The sequence below is a fragment of the Streptomyces megasporus genome, from assembly GCF_000718985.1.
In the GTDB taxonomy this organism is placed as follows: domain Bacteria; phylum Actinomycetota; class Actinomycetes; order Streptomycetales; family Streptomycetaceae; genus Streptomyces; species Streptomyces megasporus.
The window spans coordinates 1-19,299 of the sequence record NZ_JODL01000018.1 but is presented as its reverse complement, the minus strand read 5'-3'; the positions used below and the strand labels follow the sequence as shown (position 1 = coordinate 19,299).

The 19,299-nt window shown below is 69.7% G+C and carries 17 protein-coding genes and 2 pseudogenes; 5 read left to right on the top strand and 14 right to left on the bottom strand.

Going from position 1 to position 19,299, the window contains the following annotated elements; translation table 11 throughout:
- Positions 1 to 132 precede the first annotated feature (132 nt).
- Positions 133 to 1,221 carry a hypothetical protein gene (locus tag IF47_RS0116725; RefSeq protein ID WP_157839987.1) on the top strand — a complete coding sequence of 363 codons (1,089 nt, stop codon included), beginning with the start codon at positions 133 to 135 and terminating at the stop codon, positions 1,219 to 1,221.
- A gap of 531 nt (positions 1,222 to 1,752) precedes the next feature.
- Here the strand turns inward: IF47_RS0116725 and IF47_RS27920 are convergent.
- Positions 1,753 to 2,771 (bottom strand): annotated as a pseudogene (locus tag IF47_RS27920) (hypothetical protein); the annotation flags it as partial.
- A gap of 452 nt (positions 2,772 to 3,223) precedes the next feature.
- Here IF47_RS27920 and IF47_RS0116710 point away from each other — a divergent pair.
- Both IF47_RS0116710 and IF47_RS0116705 read left to right on the top strand, forming a co-directional pair.
- Positions 3,224 to 3,673 (top strand): DUF1931 family protein, encoded by a 450-nt coding sequence (locus tag IF47_RS0116710; RefSeq protein WP_031509600.1) that lies wholly within the window; start codon positions 3,224 to 3,226, stop codon positions 3,671 to 3,673.
- 373 nt (positions 3,674 to 4,046) lie between these two features.
- On the top strand, positions 4,047 to 5,240 hold the full coding sequence (locus tag IF47_RS0116705; protein ID WP_031509599.1) for a PP2C family protein-serine/threonine phosphatase: 1,194 nt from the start codon (positions 4,047 to 4,049) through the stop codon (positions 5,238 to 5,240).
- A gap of 200 nt (positions 5,241 to 5,440) precedes the next feature.
- On the opposite strand, the gene IF47_RS0116700 is transcribed toward IF47_RS0116705, so the two are convergent.
- From IF47_RS0116700 to IF47_RS0116690, 3 genes are read right to left on the bottom strand one after another with little or no spacing between them, the layout of a single operon-like run.
- A complete protein-coding gene (locus IF47_RS0116700; protein WP_031509598.1) occupies positions 5,441 to 5,869 on the bottom strand; it encodes a DUF2267 domain-containing protein in 429 nt (142 codons plus the stop codon).
- Positions 5,870 to 5,903: 34 nt separating this feature from the next.
- The gene (locus tag IF47_RS0116695) at positions 5,904 to 6,296 is read right to left on the bottom strand and encodes a DUF2267 domain-containing protein (RefSeq protein ID WP_031509597.1); all 393 of its coding nucleotides are present in this window, start codon (positions 6,294 to 6,296) and stop codon (positions 5,904 to 5,906) included.
- Between the two features lie 21 nt (positions 6,297 to 6,317).
- Positions 6,318 to 8,249, bottom strand: a complete 1,932-nt coding sequence (locus IF47_RS0116690) for an MFS transporter (protein WP_031509596.1) — start codon at positions 8,247 to 8,249, stop codon at positions 6,318 to 6,320.
- Positions 8,250 to 8,392: 143 nt separating this feature from the next.
- Between IF47_RS0116690 and IF47_RS29540 the strand changes: the two genes are divergently transcribed.
- A complete protein-coding gene (locus tag IF47_RS29540; RefSeq protein WP_078591897.1) occupies positions 8,393 to 8,614 on the top strand; it encodes a hypothetical protein in 222 nt (73 codons plus the stop codon).
- A gap of 91 nt (positions 8,615 to 8,705) precedes the next feature.
- Here the strand turns inward: IF47_RS29540 and IF47_RS0116685 are convergent, their stop codons facing one another.
- The 10 genes and pseudogenes from IF47_RS0116685 to IF47_RS0116640 form a co-directional block, all read right to left on the bottom strand.
- Positions 8,706 to 9,203 carry an Hsp20/alpha crystallin family protein gene (locus IF47_RS0116685; RefSeq protein ID WP_031509595.1) on the bottom strand — a complete coding sequence of 166 codons (498 nt, stop codon included), beginning with the start codon at positions 9,201 to 9,203 and terminating at the stop codon, positions 8,706 to 8,708.
- 47 nt (positions 9,204 to 9,250) lie between these two features.
- A pseudogene (locus tag IF47_RS0116680) lies at positions 9,251 to 9,433 on the bottom strand (cyclic nucleotide-binding protein); the annotation flags it as partial.
- Positions 9,433 to 9,693, bottom strand: a complete 261-nt coding sequence (locus IF47_RS0116675; protein WP_031509593.1) for a UBP-type zinc finger domain-containing protein — start codon at positions 9,691 to 9,693, stop codon at positions 9,433 to 9,435. The gene IF47_RS0116675 and the pseudogene IF47_RS0116680, both read right to left, overlap by 1 nt.
- Before the next feature lie 6 nt (positions 9,694 to 9,699).
- On the bottom strand, positions 9,700 to 10,158 hold the full coding sequence (gene trxA, locus IF47_RS0116670; RefSeq protein ID WP_031509592.1) for a thioredoxin: 459 nt from the start codon (positions 10,156 to 10,158) through the stop codon (positions 9,700 to 9,702).
- Positions 10,155 to 12,794, bottom strand: coding sequence for an ATP-dependent chaperone ClpB (gene clpB, locus IF47_RS0116665; RefSeq protein ID WP_031509591.1), 2,640 nt, complete (start codon positions 12,792 to 12,794; stop codon positions 10,155 to 10,157). The genes trxA and clpB overlap by 4 nt, the downstream gene beginning before the upstream one ends.
- On the bottom strand, positions 12,785 to 13,192 hold the full coding sequence (locus tag IF47_RS0116660) for a chaperone modulator CbpM (protein WP_031509590.1): 408 nt from the start codon (positions 13,190 to 13,192) through the stop codon (positions 12,785 to 12,787). The genes clpB and IF47_RS0116660 overlap by 10 nt, the downstream gene beginning before the upstream one ends.
- Positions 13,189 to 14,139 (bottom strand): DnaJ C-terminal domain-containing protein, encoded by a 951-nt coding sequence (locus IF47_RS0116655; protein ID WP_031509589.1) that lies wholly within the window; start codon positions 14,137 to 14,139, stop codon positions 13,189 to 13,191. Before IF47_RS0116655 ends, IF47_RS0116660 begins: the two co-directional genes overlap by 4 nt.
- 6 nt (positions 14,140 to 14,145) lie before the next feature.
- A complete protein-coding gene (locus IF47_RS0116650; protein WP_031509588.1) occupies positions 14,146 to 14,769 on the bottom strand; it encodes a nucleotide exchange factor GrpE in 624 nt (207 codons plus the stop codon).
- Between the two features lie 9 nt (positions 14,770 to 14,778).
- Positions 14,779 to 16,686: a molecular chaperone DnaK gene (dnaK, locus tag IF47_RS0116645; protein ID WP_031509587.1), complete on the bottom strand. Its 1,908-nt coding sequence runs from the start codon at positions 16,684 to 16,686 to the stop codon at positions 14,779 to 14,781.
- Positions 16,687 to 16,730: 44 nt separating this feature from the next.
- Positions 16,731 to 17,219 (bottom strand): general stress protein, encoded by a 489-nt coding sequence (locus IF47_RS0116640; protein WP_051717793.1) that lies wholly within the window; start codon positions 17,217 to 17,219, stop codon positions 16,731 to 16,733.
- Between the two features lie 219 nt (positions 17,220 to 17,438).
- Here IF47_RS0116640 and IF47_RS0116635 point away from each other — a divergent pair, with 219 nt between their 5' ends.
- Entirely contained in the window at positions 17,439 to 19,208 is a 1,770-nt protein-coding gene (locus IF47_RS0116635; protein WP_031509585.1) for a PucR family transcriptional regulator, read from the top strand.
- The last annotated feature ends 91 nt before the right edge of the window (positions 19,209 to 19,299 follow it).

Sequence of the window (19,299 nt, the reverse complement as noted above, 5' to 3'; positions counted from 1 at the left end):
GACGCACGAATCGCCTCCGTCCTGCGGGACCGCGAACAGCGCTCTTCCGACCCGCCCGAAAACACATGACCCCTCTGCCGCGGCGGTGGGAGCATGCGGGAGCTGGACACACCAGGGAGAGGGGGCCGTGCCGTGGCGCTGAGGCGGGGACGGAAGGGTGAGTTGGGCATCGAGGTCCTGCCCTTGATCGAACTGGCGCTGCCCGAACCACCGGACGACCACACCCCATCGCTCCTGCGGGACCGGCACCCGGAGACCGCCGACGCCTTCAGCGCCGCGCTGCAGCGGTCGCTGGACAACCCCTCCCGGCTGCAGGGGCACTGGACGCAGTACGCCTTCGAAGCAGTGGCCGTGACTCTGGGCGCCATCCGATTGATCAAAACCGAGGACGCCGGGCAGTACTACTTCGACGACACCGACGGCAGCCTCCTGCCGCCCGACTTCAGGATCGTGCTGCGCGACAACACCGTGCTCTTGGTCGAGGTCAAGTCCGTCAAGCCCGGTGCGGAAGGAAGGACCAGAGTGCGGGCTGAGGACATGGCCGCCGCCCAGGCCTACGCCCGCGCGACCGGCGGTCGCCTGCTGTACGCCCACCACTGGGCCGGGCCGAACCTGTGGACCCTGGTCGACCCCTCCCGTTTCGAGGAGGCCGGGCGGTACCGGCAGTTGAGCATCTTCTCCGCCCTCAAAGGCAACGAGATGGCGCTCCTGGGCGACGCCCAACTGGCAGGGAAACCGCCGTTGACGCTCTCCGTTCTCTTCGACCCCGAGCAGGAGCGGCCGTCCACCGGCCCGGAAGCGGAGGATGGTGAGCGGCAGGTCGCCGTCTCCGGCGTGGAGTGGAGCAGTGATGGCGAGGTCATCACCGACCCCCTCGAATGGCACCTGGCCTGGTTCCTTGCGCTGCACAGCGGCTGGATGCCCAGGCAAAGGACACAGACCGACAGCGCCGGGCGCATGGTCAGGTTCGACTACGACTTCGCCCCCGATGTCGGCGAAGAAACCGCCGCGCACCACGCCCGGCAGGGCTTCGCCTTCTTCGGCGCGCTCAGCAGCCTGTGCACCCGCCTCTTCCAGATGGCCACCACCACCGAGGACGGCGGCATCATCGCCCTGCGCCGGGAGCCCAGCCCGGCGCTGGCGACCAAGCTCCTGCCCGACGACTACTGGGAGCGGGAGCATGTTCTCAAGGTGTGGAAGTTCGTTCAGAGACCGTCCTGACAGCGAGGTGGGCATCCCCGCATTGAACCCCGGCCTCTGGTGTGCGTCGGTGGCGAAGCGGGCCGCCCCTCCCACACGGCCCCGGAGCCCTAGCCCGGACACCAGGGAACAAGTAACCCGCCAGTAGATTTCAGGGCTTCGTGACCGTGGTCTTCTTCGGCTGACGCGGAACGGTCTTGGCCTTGTCGAGGTGCCCGTACACCGTGGAGCGGGGCACGCCGATCCCTCCTCGGACGGGCCCCCGGAGGGCACCACGGCCGCCGCCGATCAGGGCCTCTTCCTGGGCAGCCCTGGTACCGGGTGGCGACGGCCCAGCCCCCGGACACGGTCGGGCACGGTCGGCAGCACCGCGCGCTGGACGGCCTCCGCCACCTCGCGGGACGTTCTCAGCTGTTCCCGCTCGCGTGCGAACATCCGGTTGAGGAACGCCGCGACGACGGTCAGGATGGCGATGGTCGCGAGCGAAATGAGATCCGAACGGGTGAAGAGAACATGGCCTTCGCGAAGGGCCAGAAGTGCCCCGACCAGGCAGGCCGCCGCACCACTGGCGACCGAAGCGACGAACCAGGCGAGCGTCAGGTACTCCGTGGCGTGCAACGGGATTCGCGTCATGAAGGCGAACACCTGGTCGTTGAGGATGAAAAGCGCCCACACCAAGTTGATGACCAGCAATCCGACGTAGCAGACGAGCACCCCGATCCCCACGGTCACGACCGTCGAGGCGTTGTACAGAGCCGCCCTCCTCCTCGCCTCCGGGGAGATCTCCGCTGTCCGATGCCACAGGTGCGCGTCCACGATCAGCCAGCCGATCATGAGTGCGACGGATCCGACCATGGCGATCACGAGACGCGTGGTACTCAGGGACGCGGCCAGGCTCCAGACGGTGGCGTTCACGGTGGCGATCGCTCCCGTGGCGAGTGCGGCCGCCAGGGCTTTCGACAGGCCCGGCACCAGCCGCCACGGCCGGTTGGCCCGGACCATGCCGCCGAGCACCCTCAGGTAGCCGCGGGGCCCGCCGGTGGTGTACCGAAGATCGGCGGTCTCGTCCTCGTCGACCGGGTCTGGACGGACCGGCGCGAGAGGATCGACGAAGGGCTGCTGCGGCGGTGCGCCTCGCGGTTCTCCCTCGGCCCCGGCGGCCCGCGGGCCCGCCAGGTCGAGCACTGCTTCCTCCACGGCCCTCTGCGCCCTCGTCTGCAGCCGCCAGCCCCCCAGCGAGGGAAGGGACAGCAACGCCAGGCCGTGTTCGTAGTTCAGATCCACCACGAGTTTGCGTCCGTGCGAGTGCAGCGGAAGGTCGGTGAGGGCCACGACGACGTCCCAGTCCTCCACCTCTGCGCGTTCCATGATCCGGCGCATCACGGTGGGCGGGTCCTCGGTCCCCGCGGTGACGGGCCGCTGACCACCCTGACGTCGAACCGTCGTCCCTTGCCCGCCTTTCTGGCGAGCCGGTCAGGAAGTTTCCGGGCCAAGCGCTGAGCGATCTCCGTCGGCGCGTCCGGATCCGCCAGGAGAGCCACGACCGTATCGCCCTGCGACGGCTTCGGCATGGCTGGTCCTCTCTCGTCGGCTGCCCCACGACCGTAAGGTGCCCACAGGATGCCCCTGGACCGGCGTCGTCGCCACGTGACGCGTCGGATCCCTGCCGCCGGGTTGCCGGGCCGGCACGCGGTTGCGGCTGTCCGGCGGGATGGTCCGCGACCACCGGCCCCGGCTGCCGTCGACGGCCTCCCCTGGTGTTTCCCGGCAGGTCGCCACCGCCCCGTCCGTCCTTGCCGGCAGCGCCTCAGGGGAGGCACCCCGTGACGCGGGCCGCTCCGCGACGCGGTGTCCACCGCCCGCTCGGCTCCCCGGGCAGTCGGCCTCCTGGGCCTGGCGGGACAATACGGGGTGGATCGGTTGGGCCCGGCATGCGCATGTGTTCCCGCGCCCCATCGGTCACGCTGGCCGAAAGACAGGGGGCTGGGAGCCGCCCCGGCGCCCGCAGCCGGAGGTTGCCATCATGACCGTGATGTCCGTCGCCAGGTTCGAGAGGTTCTTCCGTGCGGCCGCGGGGCTGAACGTCGACAAGAACGATCTCAAGCGTTACAGCGACTTCGTCGACGCCAAGCTCTACGATCTGCTGACCGTCGCCCAGGCCACAGCCAAGGCCAACGGACGCGACATCATCCGGACCAGCGACCTGCCGATCACCAAGGGCCTGCAGGAGAGCATTCATCGCTTCCGGACGATCGACGAGGACGTAGAACTCAAGCCGATCCTCGAACAGCTTGCCACCCACCCCGCTCTCGACCGCACGCCCGACCAGGACACCGAGGCGGCCTATCCGGACATCATCGGCGGACTCAGCCTCGCCCTTGCCCAGAGCTTCAAGATCCTCCACCCCGACCTGAAGAACCCCCAGACCCAGCACTGGGACGAAGCCCGAGCCGTCTTCGACCTGCTTCTGTGAGGGGCGGTTGCGACGTCCGCCGGCAGCGCCAGGCGGTCCGGGACCCGCGCCGCAGCGTCACGTCCACGTCATGACGCGTCCGGCGGTGAAGCACGGCGCCCGAGGCCGCGCCGGGTGACTCGGGACGGACGGTGCACGCAGTCGGCAGGTGCGCTCGGCCGGGACCGCGGCGGGCCCCGTCGGCTTGTCGCGGCGGACCGGTGTGCGGTGTGCGTGGCTCCGCACGATCCTCCGGGTGAATGGTGTCGCGGGCCGTTCCCGAGGCCTCACCCATCCGGGAGGACACCTCCCGGATGGGTGAGGCCGACCCGACGTCTCAGGGATCGGAGCGCTCGGTTTGTGGCGGCTCGTCGTCGCGGGGATCATCGAACGCATGGACAGGAACGCGTCCGTCGGGTCGGGGGAGCTGCTGCTGGAGGAATTCGTCAGGGCGGCCCAGCTGGCATCACCCGCGGAACTGCCCGTCGTCGTGAACCGGTATGCCGAGGCCATGGGCCTGGGGACAGCAGCGATCTACCTGGTCGACATCCAGCAGAGACTGCTGGTGCCGTTCGTCGAGGGCGGGCCGGATCTGGACCTCGACACGTCGCTGGCAGGATGGACCTACCGCACCAACTCTCTCCGGGTGGAGGAAACCCCGTCCGGAGAGCTGAACGTATGGCTGCCCCTCGCCGACGGAGCGGAACGGCTGGGCGTTCTGGAACTGACCACGGACACCCTGGACGGGCTCAGACTGCGGCGCTGCCGGACGACGGCGTTGCTCCTCGCGTTGATCATCACCTCCAAGCGCACCTACAGCGACACCATCGCGCAGCGCATGCGTACCAGGCCGATGCATCTGCCCACGGAGATGGTGAGTGCCTTTCTCCCTCCCCGGTCGATCGGCACCGGGCGGGTTGTCTCGACGGCGACTCTGGAGCCTGCGTACGAACTGGGTGGCGATGCCTTCGACCACGTGTTCACCGAGGACATCCTGCACACCACAGTCCTTGACGGCATGGGGCACGATCTGGCGTCCGGACTGTCCACCGCTGTCGCCATGGCAGGCTGCCGTAACGCCCGGCGCAGCGGGGCAGGCCTGAACGAACTCGTGGGCACCGTGGACGATGCGCTGGCGAAGTGGCTACCAGATCAGTTCTGCACGGGTGTCTTCACCCAACTGCACATGCCCACAGGTGTGCTGAGATGGTGCAACTGCGGTCACCCGCCTCCGTTGCTCATCCGTCGCCACCGCCTGCTCCACAAGGCACTGGAGCGGCCGCCCGAGCCTCCGTTGGGCCTGCCCGCACGTCTCGCCGGGACCGCCCGTCAGGTGCACGAGGTCAGCCTCGAACCCGGTGACCGCATACTGCTCTACTCGGACGGCGTCGTCGAGTCACGCAACGAGGCGGGCGAGGAGTTCGGCCTGGAGCGCTTCACCGACTACATCATCCGGTCGACCGCAGCGGGGCAGAACGCCCCGGAGGTCCTGCGCCTGCTCATCCATGCCATCCTCGACCACCGGCACAACACACTCAGCGACGACGCCACGATCCTGCTGTTCGAGTGGCAGCCCCCCGATCCGTGACGGAAGGAGCCGGACGGCACCGGGGCGCCGGCGCCGTCCGGCTCCACGCCGCACGCGCTGCGTGGGTGAATTCCCGGCGTGGCGTTGCCCCGGTCTCCCGGAAGCACCGTCGAGGCGGTCCCGCCGCAACGCTGCGCCCGGCCGGGCCCTCGTCCCGCGACCGCAACGGTGGATGACCGAGCAGGTCCTCCTTCGCCGGGTCACGGCAGGAGCGCGGCGAACGAGTTCGGCACCCGGGATTTGAGGTGCTCCCATTCGCCGGCGCTCACATGAAGCGCCAGAGTCTTCAGGACGGTGCGGACCAGCTTCTCGGTGCCACCCTCGACCGCGTAGGGGAATTCGCTCCGGACCCGTGCCAGGAACTCCTCATTGTTCATCCTCACCGGCGCTTCGGCCGGTTTCCAACCGTCGTAGTAGACGCCCCTGACGATGGTCGGCAACTGGGCGCCGAACTGTACGGCCGTCTCGACCGGGAGACGGTCCCGGAGCGGGTGCAGCACTGCCCGCAGCGCCGCGTAGGACTGCTTACGCCGTTCCTTGGGCCATCCGAAGGCCTCCTCGACCTCCCTGAGGAGCCGATTGGCCTTGTCCACCATGGTGTCGAACGAGGAGAAACCTGTTTCAACCATTTGTGTGGGCCTTTCATTCCGGGGTGCCTCGGGCTCAGTCCGCGAGGTCGGCCTTGCCGAACAGGACCGCGTAGCTCGAGGGGAGCTGGCTGATGATCTGATTCAGTTCTCCGCCGGTGACAGCGTCGGCAACGGTGGTCAGGACCGCGCTGGCGTCCCACTGCGCCGTACGCGGCCGGGCGTTGGTGCGCTCGGCGACCCGGCGGTGGAATTCCTCGATCCCGAAGCTCTGCGCCTGCTGCGGCGTGGCATGGTGCAGAAATTGTCCCAGCGGGCCGGGCAGCTGGGATGCCAGGTCCCTGACCTCTCCGGGGCTGATCCGCTGGGCCAGCACTTCCAGCACGGCCTTGGTGACGTTCGCGGCTTCGTCCTGATCCTTGTACTCGCCTCGCTCGCGTACCCGGGCGAGGAATTCGTCATACTTCATTGCTGCCTTCTTCTGTGCTGGTTACCGTTGGTCATGGGGGTCGTCCGGCGCGCTGCCGGACCGGTCGCGTCCGTCTGTCGGCGCATAGCTGCCCTCACCGACGCCCTTGATCCTGGCCTCCCGCTCGGACTCACGCAGTGCACGGCGGAATCGTCCGGGGCCCCAGGAACGGCCGCCCACGGCCTGTTCGAGTTGGTCGCGGCTCGTCGGACCGGATTCCTGGAGCGCCTGGGTAATCTGTTCGACCTCGTCGTCGAGGTGTTGTTCGGCCACGGCGGACGTACGGCTTGCCGTTCCCGCGGTGCCGGCCATCCCCGGCGAATACATCCTGCTGCCCGATCCGGTGCCCGGACGGTAGCGGCGGGCTCCCGTGCGCTCCCGCTCCCGGCGGCGGGCGGTGCGGTCGGCGATCCGCTGTTCCCGTTCGTCGGCGGCCCGCCGATCGCGCTCGGGCCGGCTGCGGTCCCGGGCGTCCTGCGGCGCGGGCTCGTTGCGCCAGGCGGCCTCGGCTTCCTCAGCGGTGAGCGGCCGGGCGATGTTCTCCAGAGACTGTTGTTCGGCCCGGACACCGAAGAAGACCTCGGCCAGCCCGCCCAGCGCCATGGCTGCCGCTCCGACCAGGAATCCGATGGCCACCAGGTCCGCGTCGCCACTGTGAATCAGATGGCCGAACAGCAGCGGGCCGGTGATTCCGCCCACGGCCGTGCCGATCGCGAAGAACAGCGAGATGGACAGGGCCCGGGTCTCCATGGGGAAGACCTCGCTCACCGTCAGGTAGGCGGAGCTCGCTCCCGCGGAGGCCACGAAGAAGGTCAGCGAGACCAGCAGGAAGAACCCCCATGCCGTCAGGGAGCCGTTGACCAGCAAGACGGCGAGGACGGCTGCCACGACGGCCGAGCCGAAGTAGGTGCCCGCGATCATCGGCTTTCTGCCCACGGTGTCGAACAGCCGGCCGAGGAGGAGTGGCCCGAGGAAGTTGGCGATGGCGAAGAGGGCCAGGAAGTAGGGGACCGAGCCCGATCCGATGTCGAAGAAGCCGTTCAGAATCGTGCCCAGGTCGAAGACGATCGCGTTGTACAGGAACGCCTGTCCGACGAAGAGCGCCAGACCGAGAACGGCGCGACGCGGGTACCGCCGGACCGCCACGCCGGCGATCTCCCTGAACGGGATGACGTCGCGCTGCCGTACGGTCACCGCCTCGCCCGGTTCCGGCAGCTCGCGCTGGGTCTCTTGGCGCACCTCGGCCTCGATCCGGTCGACGATGCGTTCCGCCTCGGCTTCCTTCCCGTGGATGAACAGCCAGCGTGGGCTCTCCGGCACATGTTGGCGTACCAGCATGATGCCCAGGCCCAGGAGGCCGCCCAGGCCGAAGGCCAACCGCCAGCCGAGGTTGTCGGCCAGCAGATTCTCGTTGAGAAGTAGCACGGCGACCAGGCTGCCGAGCGCCGCACCGATCCAGTAGCTGCCGTTGATGGCCAGATCCACCTGCCCGCGGTTGCGGGCCGGAATCAGCTCGTCGATGGCCGAGTTGATCGCGGCGTACTCTCCGCCGATGCCCATACCGGTGACGAAGCGGGCGAGGTAGAGGAACCAGGCGTCGTGCGCGAATGCGGTCGCGACGGTGGCGAGGATGTAGATGCCGAGCGTAAGCATGAACAGCTTCTTGCGCCCGTAGCGGTCGGTGAGCCTCCCGAACAGGAGAGCGCCCACGCATGCGCCTGCCACGTAGATGGCGGCGGCAGTCCCGATGTCGGCACTGGTCAGGTTGATGCCACTGCCCGGCTCGGTCATCCGGGCGGCGACCGCCCCGACGATCGTCACTTCGAGTCCGTCCAGAATCCAGACGGTTCCAAGACCGATGACGATCCGCCAATGGAATCGGGACCACGGCAGCCGGTCGAGCCGGGCGGGGACTTTGGTGGTGACGACACCGAGCTCGGCGGTGGTGGTCATGCCATGCCTCCTCGTTCAGGGCCATGGTCTGTTCGCTGAGGGACAGAACAGGCCGGAGTGGGCCGGTCCGCCTAAGGTGTTCTTCTGTGCTGCGCTGCCACTTTCTCGGACACCGTTATCGCTTTCTTCATGAAGGCGACACGATGCTCTGGCGTTGCGCGCGGGAGTGCGGAGCGAAGGGAACCAAGCGGTATCCGACGCCCCAGGACGCCGAGCGTTACGCACGGGCATTCGACCGCGAGGACCTGGCGGACATGGGCCGGCGAACACCGCTGGGCATGCTCCCTCTCCGGCTGCTGCGCACCTGGCGCCTGCGGCGCCGCAAGGAGTCCGGTGGCGGATCTCCACCGCGTGAGGGCTCGTGATGCGGGACGTCCTTCATGACTCACCCCCGATGTCGCGGCTCGGCGGCCCGGCCGCGGTTCCGGACGGGTGTCCGGAACCGCGGCGTTCGCGTCAGCCGTTGCTCCCGGTGCTTTCACTCGTCTCGCTGATCTCGACGTGCCGGGGCTTTGCGACCTCGGCCTTGGGGACGGTGATGGTGAGCACGCCGTCCGACATCTGCGCGCTGATCTTCTCGGTGTCGACCTCTCCGGGCAGCCGCAGCCGGTACTCGAAGGCCCCGGTGCGGCGGGTGCTCCGGCGCAGGACGCCTTTGCGTTCCTTTTCCTTGATCTCTCCGGTGACCACCAGCTCCTGGCCGCTCGCCTCGACGTCGATGTCCTTGCTCTTGACGCCGGGGAGTTCGATCTCGACGTGGAAGGCGTCGTCGGATTCCGTGACATCAGCCAGGGGTGTCCACGCGACTGCGGTCGCCGCGCCTCCCACCGTGGATTCGATCAGCCCGCTCATCTCGCTGAGCAGCTGGTCGAACTCCGTCAGCGGATTGCGGGCCCAGCCGAGCGGCCTGGCCTGCGTTGCGGCACCTCGGTGGTGCCGGACGGGCGTGGCCATTCCCATCGCCTCCTTCTCCTTCTGGTGATCTCGTCGTCCCCTTGGTGTCATGCGAGCCAAGCGGACTCCTTCGGACGGGTCTGCGGGGAGTTGTCGGTGCCGCCGGGCTCGACCGTGTGGCCCAGGTAGCGGTGCACGAAGTGGATGCTCATCGCGCCGTCGCCGACCGCGGAGGCCACGCGTTTCACCGAGCCGCTGCGGACGTCGCCGGCGGCGAAGACGCCGGGCATCACACGAACGCCTCGTGGACGAAGCACCACCGCCAGTTCTCGCCGGGCTCCAGCGACGCGGCGACCGAGTGGCCGTCGGCGGCGGCGTGACGGCGGGCGTGCCGGTTCGGCGAGGAGTCGCAGCAGCCGACGTGGCCGCAGGTCGGGCAGAGCCTGAGGTGGAGCCAGGGGGAACGCGTGGCCAGGCATTCCTCGCATCCCGCGGTGCGCGGGGTCACGGGGCGTACGAGGGCGAGGTGGGGGTCGGTCCGTACGGTCATGGCCGGTCATCCTTTCCCGGCCGGTCCGCGGCCGGCGATCGACTGCTCCACCCATCGCCGCAGGGCAGGGGCGGGTGCAGCCCCCGCCTGCCGGGCGATGGTCTGTCCCATGTCGAGGATCAGCAGCGTCGGTACTGCCTGGACCTCGAAGCGCTGCGCGAGGCGCGGGTTCTTGTCGATGTCGACCTTGACCAGTTTGATCTTTCCCGCGAGATCGGCGGCGACCTTCTCCAGCGCCGGGCTCACCATGCGGCAGGGGCCGCACCAGGTGGCCCACAGGTCGACCACGACAGGAACGGTGGCCTGCTCGGCGACCTCGGTGAAGTCGTCGTCACCCGCCTCGGCCGTCCACGGCAGAGGCTGCTTGCAGTTGGCGCATTGGGGGCGGCCCTCGGCGGCCGCGGGCACCCGGTTGGTGCGCCCGCAGTGCGGGCAGGTGACGTGGGTGGCGTGCAGGGTACTCATGCCGCCCGCGCTCCCTTCTCGTCCTCGGGCAGGTCGTAGGTGACCACCAGCTCTCCGTGCGCGGCGTCGACGCGGACCTTCGCGCCGTCCTGTACGTCGCCGCGCAGCAGGGCGCGCCCGACCAGCGTCTCGACCTCGTGGGAGATGTAGCGCCGCAGCGGCCGGGCCCCGTACACCGGGTCGTAACCCTGGTGGGCGATCAGCTCCCGTGCTTCGTCGGTGAGTTCGACGGCGATGCGGCGTTCGGCGAGGCGCTGCCTCAGCTCGTCGAACTGCAGCTCCACGATCCGCTCGATCTGCCGCTCACCGAGCGGCTTGAACAGCACGATGTCGTCGACGCGGTTGAGGAACTCCGGACGGAAGTGCCCGCGCAGTTCGCCCATCACCAGGGCGCGGGCGTCCGGCTTGACCTCACCGTCGGCGGTGGCGCCGTCGAGGAGGTGCTGGGAGCCGATGTTGGACGTCATGATGATCACGGTGTTGCGGAAGTCGACCGTACGGCCCTGGGCGTCGGTGATGCGGCCGTCATCGAGGACCTGCAGCAGGGTGTTGAAGACTTCGGTGTGGGCCTTCTCGATCTCGTCGAACAGCACCACCGAGTACGGCTTGCGGCGTACGGCCTCGGTGAGCTGACCGCCCTCCTCGTAGCCGACGTATCCGGGCGGCGCGCCCATGAGCCGGCTGACGGTGTGCCGCTCCTGGTACTCACTCATGTCGAGGCGCACCATGTTCTCCTCGGAGTCGAACAGGGCCCGGGCGAGGGTCTTGGCCAGCTCGGTCTTCCCCACGCCGGTGGGGCCGAGGAAGATGAACGAGCCGATCGGGCGGCGGGGGTCGCGGATGCCGGAGCGGGCGCGGATGATGGCGTCGGCGACGAGTTGGACGGCCTCGTCCTGGCCGATGACGCGCTCGCGCAGGATTTCGTCGAGGCGCAGCAGCTTCTCGCGTTCGCCCTCCTTCAGGCGGCTGACGGGGATGCCGGTCCAGGCAGCGACGATGTCGGCGATCTCCTCCTCGGTGACGACCTCGCGGAGCAGCCGTTTCTGCCCCTGCTTCGCGGCAAGTTGCTCCTCCTCGGCCGCCAGCCGGCGTTCCAGGTCCTGGAGGCGGCCGTAGCGGAGTTCGGCGGCGCGGTTGAGGTCGTAGGCGCGTTCTGCCTCCTCCGCCTCGTGGCGGACCTGTTCCAGTTCCTGGCGCAGCCCCTGCACGCGGCGGATCGCCTGCCGTTCCGCCTCCCACTGGGCGTGCTTGGCGTCGGCCTCGCCGCGCAGGTCGGCCAGTTCCCTGCGCAGCTCCTCCAGGCGGGCCTTGCTGGCGGGATCGGTCTCCTTGGACAGTGCCGCCTCCTCGATCTCCAGTCGCGTGACGCGGCGGGTGATCTCGTCGAGTTCGGCGGGCATGGAGTCGATCTCGGTACGCAGCCGGGCGCAGGCCTCGTCGACGAGGTCGATGGCCTTGTCGGGCAGGAACCGGTCGGTGATGTAGCGGTGGCTGAGGGTGGCCGCGGACACCAGCGCGGTGTCCTGGATCTTCACGCCGTGGAAGATCTCCAGGCGTTCGCGCAGTCCGCGCAGGATGGAGATGGTGTCCTCCACGCTCGGCTCTTCGACCAGGACCTGCTGGAAGCGGCGTTCGAAGGCGGCGTCCTTCTCGATGTGCTTGCGGTACTCGTCGAGGGTGGTGGCGCCGATCATGTGGAGTTCGCCGCGGGCGAGCATCGGCTTGAGCATGTTGCCCGCGTCCATGGCTCCTTCGGCGGCGCCGGCGCCCACGACGGTGTGGAGTTCGTCGACGAAGAGCAGGATGTGCCCCTGGGCGGCCTTCACCTCGGACAGCACGGCCTTGAGGCGTTCCTCGAACTCGCCCCGGTACTTCGCCCCGGCCACCAGAGAGCCCATGTCGAGTGCGAACACGGTCTTGTCGCGCAGTCCTTCGGGTACGTCGCCGCGGACGATGCGCTGGGCGAGGCCCTCGACGATGGCGGTCTTGCCGACGCCGGGGTCGCCGATGAGGACCGGGTTGTTCTTGGACTTGCGGCTGAGGATCTGGGTGACGCGGCGGATCTCGGCGTCGCGGCCGATGACCGGGTCCAGCTTGCCGTCCCGGGCCTCGGCCACCAGGTCGCGGCCGTACTTCTCCAGTGCCTCGTACGCCACTTCGGGGTTGGCCGAGGTGACGCGCTGGTTACCGCGGATCTGGGTGAGCGCGCTCAGGAACGAGTCCCGGGTGATGCCGTGCTCCTTGAGCAGCCGTCCGGCGGCGGTGGACGAGCCCTCCTCGGCCAGGGCCAGCAGGAGGTGTTCCACGGAGACGTACTCGTCCTTGAGGCGTTTGGCCTCCCGCTCGGCCGCGTCCAGCAGCCGGGACAGGCGCTGGGTGACGAACACCTGGCCCGGCGCCGCGCCAGGACCGGTCACCTTGGGTCGGCGGGAAAGTTCCTCACGCACAGCCGCACGGAGTCCCTCCGGCTCCCTGCCCGCCTGGCTCAGCAGCCGCGGGATCAGGCCGTCCTCCTGGTCGAGGAGCGCGAGCAGGAGATGCTCACCATCGACCTCGGTCTGTCCCATGCGGACGGCGGCGATCTGCGCCTCCTGGAGCGCTTCCTGTGACTTCTGGGTGAGACGGTTCATGTCCATGGCGGTATGTCACTCCTCTGACCGGCGCGGCGCAGTGCGGCTTCGAGCAGGGTGATGCGGTCCAGCAGATCGAGCACCAGGCCGATGGATGCGTAGTTGAGACACAGACCGGAGCGCAGTCGCTGGATGCGGGCGAGAACCGCCGGGGCGTCTGAGTCGAACACCAGGCGCCCCGCGGCGTCGCGCTCGGCGTCGACCAGGCCCAGGGCGACGAACCGGCGGACCAGGTCGGGATGGACGCCGGCGCGGCGGGCCACGGTGTCCAGGGAGAGCCTGGGCACGGGGACGAGCGCGTACCGCACGGCCGTGGAGCCGGCGCTCGTCCGTACGGGAGGCCCGCCCGCGTCGGCCCGGGCGGTCCCGCCACCGGTCACCCACCATGAGGGTCGGTCGCTCATGACGTCCTCCTGGGATCGTACGAAGAGGTGGCGGCGAGCTCCTCGAACAGCTCGCGCTCCCGGTCGTTGAGCTTGGGCGGCACCATCACGCGGAGTTCGGCGTAGAGGTTGCCGTCGGCGCCGCGCGGGTTCGGCATGCCCTCGCCGCGCAGCCGCAGCCGCCGGCCGCTGGACGAGCCCGCGGGCACCGTGACCTTGGCCGTGCCGCCGCCGGGGGTGGGCACCGGAACCGTGGCGCCCAGCGCGGCCTCCCAGGGGGTGACCGGAAGCTGCACGTACACGTCCCGGCCGTCCAGCCGGAACCGGGGGTGCGGCTGGATGCGGACCCGCAGGTACAGGTCTCCCGCGGCGGCGTCACCACTGCCCCGTCCGCCCTCGCCCGCCAGCCGGATGCGCTGGCCTGCGGTGACGCCGGGCGGTACATCGACGTCGTACCGCCGCGGCTGCCCGTTGGGACCGGCGAGCGTGACGGTGCGGCGGCCGCCCCGGTACGCCTCCTCGACGGTGAGCGGCAGCTCGGCCTCCTGGTCGGCCCCCGGTACACCGCCGCGGGCGGCGCCTGCTCCGAAGAGCGAGCCGAGCAGGTCGTCGATGTCGACGCCCTCCGCTGCGAAGTCGTCGCCGAAGCCGGTGTACCGGACACGGGGGCCGCCCGCACCCGCGGTCCTGCGAGCGCGGAAGCCGCCGCCGCGTCCAGCGCCGACCCGCTCCTCCCAGTCCTCGGGGACGTTCCGGAAGTCCTCGCCGAAGCGGTCGTAGCGGGCCCGGGTCCTGGGGTCCGACAGGACGCTGTACGCCTCGTTGAGGTCCTTGAAGCGTTCCTCCGCCCCCGGGTCCTTGTTGACGTCGGGGTGGTGCTTGCGGGCGAGTTTGCGGTACGCCTGCTGGATCTCGTCCTGGCTCGCGGTCCGTGACACGCCCAGCACCTGGTAGAAGTCCTGTGCCATGACGGGTCACTCCCGCTTCGCGACCGTGACGGCGGCAGGGCGGAGCTGGCGTTCGCCGTCCCCGTAGCCCGGGCGCAGCACCTCGACGACGGTGCCCGGTGGAGCGTCCGGGTCGTTGACGACGCCGACCACCTCGTGCCAGGCCGGGTCGAAGGCGACGCCGGTCTCGGCGTGCCGCGGGTAACCGAGCAGTTCAAGGACGTTCACCGCCTGGTCGCGGACCGCCCGGACGCCCTCGACGATGGCGTCGGGGTCGGATCCGGCGTGGGACAGCGCGAGTTCGAGGTTGTCCAGGACGGGCAGGAAGGCGGCCGCCGTGCGGGACCGCTCGGCCGCCCGCTCGCGCTCCAGTTCCCGGGCGTGGCGCTTGCGGAGGTTGTCGAGGTCGGCGAGTGCGCGCCGCCAGCGGTCCTCGAGTTCCCGGAGCTCGGCCGTGTGCTGCTCCTCCTCGGAGGGTTCGGAGCCACCGCGGGACGCGTCGGGGCCGGGTTCCTCGTCCGTGTCGGACCCCGGCCCGGCCGGCGGGCCCGAGGGCGGAAGATCCCCTCCGGGAGGGCGTACGGCGCTCTCCGGAGCCTGGTCGGCCGGGTCCGGCACGGCCGGGTCGGGTTCCCTGGGGTGGATCGGCATGACGGTTCCTCAGTCCTTGTCGAACTCGGCATCGATGACGTCGTCGTCCCCGCCGCCGCTCGGGCCGCCGCCGCTCGGGCCGCCGCCGGTGGTGTCCTGGTCGGGACCGCCTGTGGTGGCGCCGCCGTGATGGGTCGCCAGTCCGGAAAGGACCTGCTGGAGTTCGGAGGTCAGGGGCCGCACCCGTTCCACGCCTGCCTCCTCCTTGACTGCCGCCCGGGCATCCGACACCAGCATCTCGGCGCGTGCCTTCTCGTGCGCGAGTGCGGCGTCACCCAGCTCGGCGAGGCGCTTCTCGACCTGGTACGCCACGGCGTCGAGTTCGTTGCGGGCATCGACGGCCTCGCGCAGAGCCCGGTCCTGGCCCTGGTTGCGCTCGGCCTCCTGGACCATGCGCTCGACCTCACTGCGGTCCAGGTTGGAGCTCTCGGTGATGGTGATGCCCTGTTCCTTGCCGGTGTCCCGGTCCCGGGCCCTGACGTTGAGAATGCCGTTCGCGTCGATGTCGAAGGTGACCTCGATCTGTGGCTCGCCGCGCGGCGCCGGGCGGATGTCGGTGAGCTGGAAACGGCCGAGCACCCGGTTGTCGGCGGCCAGTTCGCGTTCGCCCTGGAGGACGACGATGTCGACGGCGGGCTGGTTGTCGTCGGCGGTGGAGAAGGTCTCGGTGCGACGCACCGGAATGGTGGTATTCCGCTCAATGATCTTCGTCATCACGCCGCCGCGCGTCTCCACACCCAGCGACAGGGGCGTGACATCGAGCAGCAGGACGTCCTTGACCTCGCCCTTGAGCACCCCGGCCTGGATCGCGGCGCCCAGGGCCACGACCTCGTCGGGGTTGACGCTCATGTTGGGTTCCTTGCCGCCGGTCAGCCGGCGCACCAGCGCCTGGACGGCGGGGACGCGGGTGGAACCGCCGACGAGGATGACCTCGTCGATGTCGCTCTCGCCCACCTTGGCGTCGGACATGGCCTGCTGCACCGGTCCCAGGCATCGCTTCACCAGGTCACCGGTGATCTGCTCGAAGGTGGACCGCATGACGGAGTCGGTGAGGTGCTTCGGGCCGGAGGCGTCGGCGGTGATGAACGGCAGGCTGACCTGCGTCTGCGTCACCGAACTGAGCTCCGTCTTGGCCTTCTCCGCCGCCTCGAACAGGCGTTGCAGCGCCTGCGGGTCCTTGCGCAGGTCGATGCCGTTCTCCTTCTGGAAGCCGTCCGCGAGGTGATCCACCAGACGCCGGTCGAAGTCGTCGCCGCCCAGATGGCTGTCACCGGCCGTGGACCGCACCTCCACGACGCCGTCGCCGACGTCGAGAATGCTCACGTCGAAGGTGCCGCCGCCCAGGTCGAAGACGAGGACGGTCTCGTGCTCCTTCTTGTCCATGCCGTACGCGAGGGCAGCCGCGGTCGGCTCGTTGATGATCCGCAGTACCTCCAGCCCCGCGATCCGTCCGGCGTCCTTGGTGGCGGTGCGCTGAGCGTCGTTGAAGTAGGCGGGTACCGTGATAACCGCCTCCGTGACCCGCTCCCCCAGCTGCTTGGAAGCGTCGTCGGCGAGCTTGCGCAGCACCTGGGCGCTGATCTCCTCCGGCGCGTACAGCTTGTCGCGCACCTTGAAGCGGGCTGCCCCGCCGTCGCCCTCGACGACGTCGTACGCCACCGCCCTGGCCTCGTCGGAGATCTCGTCGAAATGCCGGCCGATGAACCGTTTCGCCGAGTAGATGGTGCCCTTGGGGTTGAGGATCGCCTGGCGCCGGGCCAGCTGGCCCACCAGCCGCTCCCCGGTGTCGGTGAAGGCCACCACCGACGGTGTCGTACGGTTGCCCTCGGTGTTGGGCACGACGGAGGACTCGCCGCCCTCCCACACGGCGATCACCGAGTTCGTGGTGCCCAGATCGATGCCCACTGCCTTGGCCATGAGGAACTCCTCCCGGTGCGGCGGCATGCGCCGGCACTGATCGTTCAGGTATGGGCGGGACGTCCGCCGGCGCCGGTGGGCCGCAGTCCGCCGAGCAGCCGTACGGCCTCGTCGGCGACCGCTTCGTCCACGACGACGACGTACCGACTGGGCTCCATCGAGCGGACGGAGGCGAAGTCCCGGCGGCCGCGCTGCAGGGCGTACAGCAGCAGGCCGAACAGCGCGCCCACGACCGCCCCGAACACCAGGCCGTAGAGGGCGACGAGCAACGCGGACACGAGGGGGTCCACCCAGTCGACCAAGCCGAAGAGCCAGCCGATCAGCGCACCGGGAAGGGCCCCGCTCGCCGCACCGTGCAGGGCGGCCCGGCCGTAGCCCATACGTCCGACGACCTGCTCGACGAGGCGGACGTCCTGGCCGATGATGGCCACCCTCTCCACGGGAAACCCCTGGTCCGATAGGTGGTCGACGGTGCGTTCGGCCTCCTGGTACGTCTCGTACGCGGCAACGGGCCTGCGAGGCTGCTCGGTCATCGCCCAGTCCTTCCTGCCGGTGTGCACAGCGGCCCCCGACACGCCCCAGACTCCCGAACCGCGCAGCTCCACGCCTGCACCCGGCAGGTCAAAGAACGACGGAGCCCGTCCCCCCGCGAGCACGAGACGTGCATTGCGGACATTCGGGTACTCGCTCCGGGACGTCGTCGAGGAAGGGTCACTGTCACCGCTCCAGGCCACAGGGACAGGAGTGATCACATGGCCGGCAGCCGGGTCCAGAGCACGTACCGGCGCCGTTCCGACCGGGAAGGCCGTCTTCCGTCGGTCCGTCTGGGACAGCACCCCACGATCTTGCGGAGAAGCTCCCGCCCGCCCCTTTCCGCCCTGGCATCCCGCAAGCTGCAGGCGGTCTCTCGCGCCCTGTTCGACACCCGGGACGAGATCGAGATCCTGCGCCTGGCCATGGACCATGTGTCGGCCGTCGGCCCGTACAGAGCTGAGGCCGGATACCTCAGAGGGCACGGCCGGCTGATGCCCGGTCCGCAGGCCGGGCCGGACCGCGCGTCGGCCATCGACCGGGCGGTGCGAGAGCTGACGGGGTCGGACGGCCCGGTGTCCGTTCCCGGCCGGTCACGGGGCCGGGCACTGGCCCTGCAGGGACCCAGTGGACTGCACGGTTACCTCGTGGTGACCTCTGGCTCCCGGCCCACCCACGCCCAGCACTTCCTGCTCACCGCGCTGGTGCGCCTCGCCGCCGCGGCCCTGTCGGTCGCCGTCGCGCACCGCCGCCAGCAGGACGAGGCGCTGGAGTTGCACCGACTGCGACGGGAACGAACAACCCTCCAGCGGCGGCTGATCTCCCTCCTCGTGGAGGGGGGATATCAGCGAGCCGTGCACGAGGCCCTCGCCGGGGTCGCGGCCGCGGGCGGCGGCGAGGAGGCCATCACCGGCGCACTGCATGCGCTCACCGGTTTTCCCGTGCTGGTCGAGGACCGCTTCGGCCGACTGCGCTCCTGGACCGGTCCTGGCCGACCCGACCCCTATCCGGAACCGGACCCCGCCCGCCATGAGGAGATGCTCCAGGGGGTCGCCAGGAGAGACGGACCGGTGCGGATCAAGGACCGGCTCATCTCCCTGATACGCCCACGCGGTGAGGTGCTCGGGGTGCTGGCCCTGCTCGACCCCGGGGGCGAGGCCGACGAGTACACCGTGTTCGCTCTGGAGCACGCCGCCACATCACTCGCCCTGGAACTGTCGCACCAGCGCCATCTGGCGGAGGTCGAACTGCGACTGCGCCGCGAATTGGTCGACGATCTTCTGGGGGGCACGGACGAGAAGAGCGCCTACGCCCGGTCCGAGGCGCTCGGACACGACCTTCACCGCACCCAGTACGTGATCGTCGTGCAGTGGAGGGGACGGTCCGCGGACGACGCCTTCGCGCGGACCGTGGGCCGGGCGGCTTCGGCCGTGGGCATGCCGTCGCTGGTGACTCAGCGCTCCGACCACGTGGTGCTGGTCGCCGAGGGCAGGCCGCACGACCACGCCCTGTACGAGACGCTCGCCCGGGAGACCGGCACACGGGACGGGATGATCGGGGTGAGCGCCCGTTGCAACACCCCGGACGGCATCCCCGGCCGGTACCAAGAGGCACTGCGTGCCCTGGAGGTACGCCGCCGGTCCCGACAGCGGTACGGCACGACGTTCTTCGACGACCTGGGCCTCTACCGCATCCTGGGGCCCGGCAACGAGTACCGGGAGCTGGAGGCGTTCGTTCACGAATGGCTCGGACAGCTCGCCGACTATGACGGCCGGCACCGTACGGCGCTCGTGGAGACCCTGTCCCGGTACTTCGACTGCGGCGGCAACTACGCCGAGACCGCCGCGTCCCTCGCGATCCACCGCAGCACGCTCCGCTACCGGCTCCAGCGCATCCGCGAGCTCAGCGGCCATGACCTCACGAACGTGGAGGAGCGCCTCAACCTTCAGGTCGCGACCCGGGTGTGGAAGATCATGCTGGGCGGACAGTGAGGATGTGACGTGGTGACGTTGCCGGTGGGTCTGACTCTTGGGCTGACCGACGTTCTCGACTGTCCTGTTTGGGATTTGTCGGCCCACCGGG

Coding starts and splice junctions, on each gene's coding strand:
- IF47_RS0116700 (WP_031509598.1), bottom strand. CDS start 5,869: ATGGTTGAAACAGGTTTCTCCTCGTTCGACACCATGGTGGACAAGGCC.
- IF47_RS0116640 (WP_051717793.1), bottom strand. CDS start 17,219: ATGACCGAGCAGCCTCGCAGGCCCGTTGCCGCGTACGAGACGTACCAG.
- IF47_RS0116705 (WP_031509599.1), top strand. CDS start 4,047: ATGGACAGGAACGCGTCCGTCGGGTCGGGGGAGCTGCTGCTGGAGGAA.
- IF47_RS0116655 (WP_031509589.1), bottom strand. CDS start 14,139: ATGGCACAGGACTTCTACCAGGTGCTGGGCGTGTCACGGACCGCGAGC.
- IF47_RS0116685 (WP_031509595.1), bottom strand. CDS start 9,203: ATGGCCACGCCCGTCCGGCACCACCGAGGTGCCGCAACGCAGGCCAGG.
- dnaK (WP_031509587.1), bottom strand. CDS start 16,686: ATGGCCAAGGCAGTGGGCATCGATCTGGGCACCACGAACTCGGTGATC.
- IF47_RS0116660 (WP_031509590.1), bottom strand. CDS start 13,192: ATGAGCGACCGACCCTCATGGTGGGTGACCGGTGGCGGGACCGCCCGG.
- IF47_RS0116675 (WP_031509593.1), bottom strand. CDS start 9,693: ATGACCGTACGGACCGACCCCCACCTCGCCCTCGTACGCCCCGTGACC.
- trxA (WP_031509592.1), bottom strand. CDS start 10,158: ATGAGTACCCTGCACGCCACCCACGTCACCTGCCCGCACTGCGGGCGC.
- IF47_RS0116650 (WP_031509588.1), bottom strand. CDS start 14,769: ATGCCGATCCACCCCAGGGAACCCGACCCGGCCGTGCCGGACCCGGCC.
- IF47_RS0116690 (WP_031509596.1), bottom strand. CDS start 8,249: ATGACCACCACCGCCGAGCTCGGTGTCGTCACCACCAAAGTCCCCGCC.
- IF47_RS0116635 (WP_031509585.1), top strand. CDS start 17,439: ATGGCCGGCAGCCGGGTCCAGAGCACGTACCGGCGCCGTTCCGACCGG.
- IF47_RS0116710 (WP_031509600.1), top strand. CDS start 3,224: ATGACCGTGATGTCCGTCGCCAGGTTCGAGAGGTTCTTCCGTGCGGCC.
- IF47_RS0116695 (WP_031509597.1), bottom strand. CDS start 6,296: ATGAAGTATGACGAATTCCTCGCCCGGGTACGCGAGCGAGGCGAGTAC.
- IF47_RS29540 (WP_078591897.1), top strand. CDS start 8,393: ATGCTCTGGCGTTGCGCGCGGGAGTGCGGAGCGAAGGGAACCAAGCGG.
- clpB (WP_031509591.1), bottom strand. CDS start 12,794: ATGGACATGAACCGTCTCACCCAGAAGTCACAGGAAGCGCTCCAGGAG.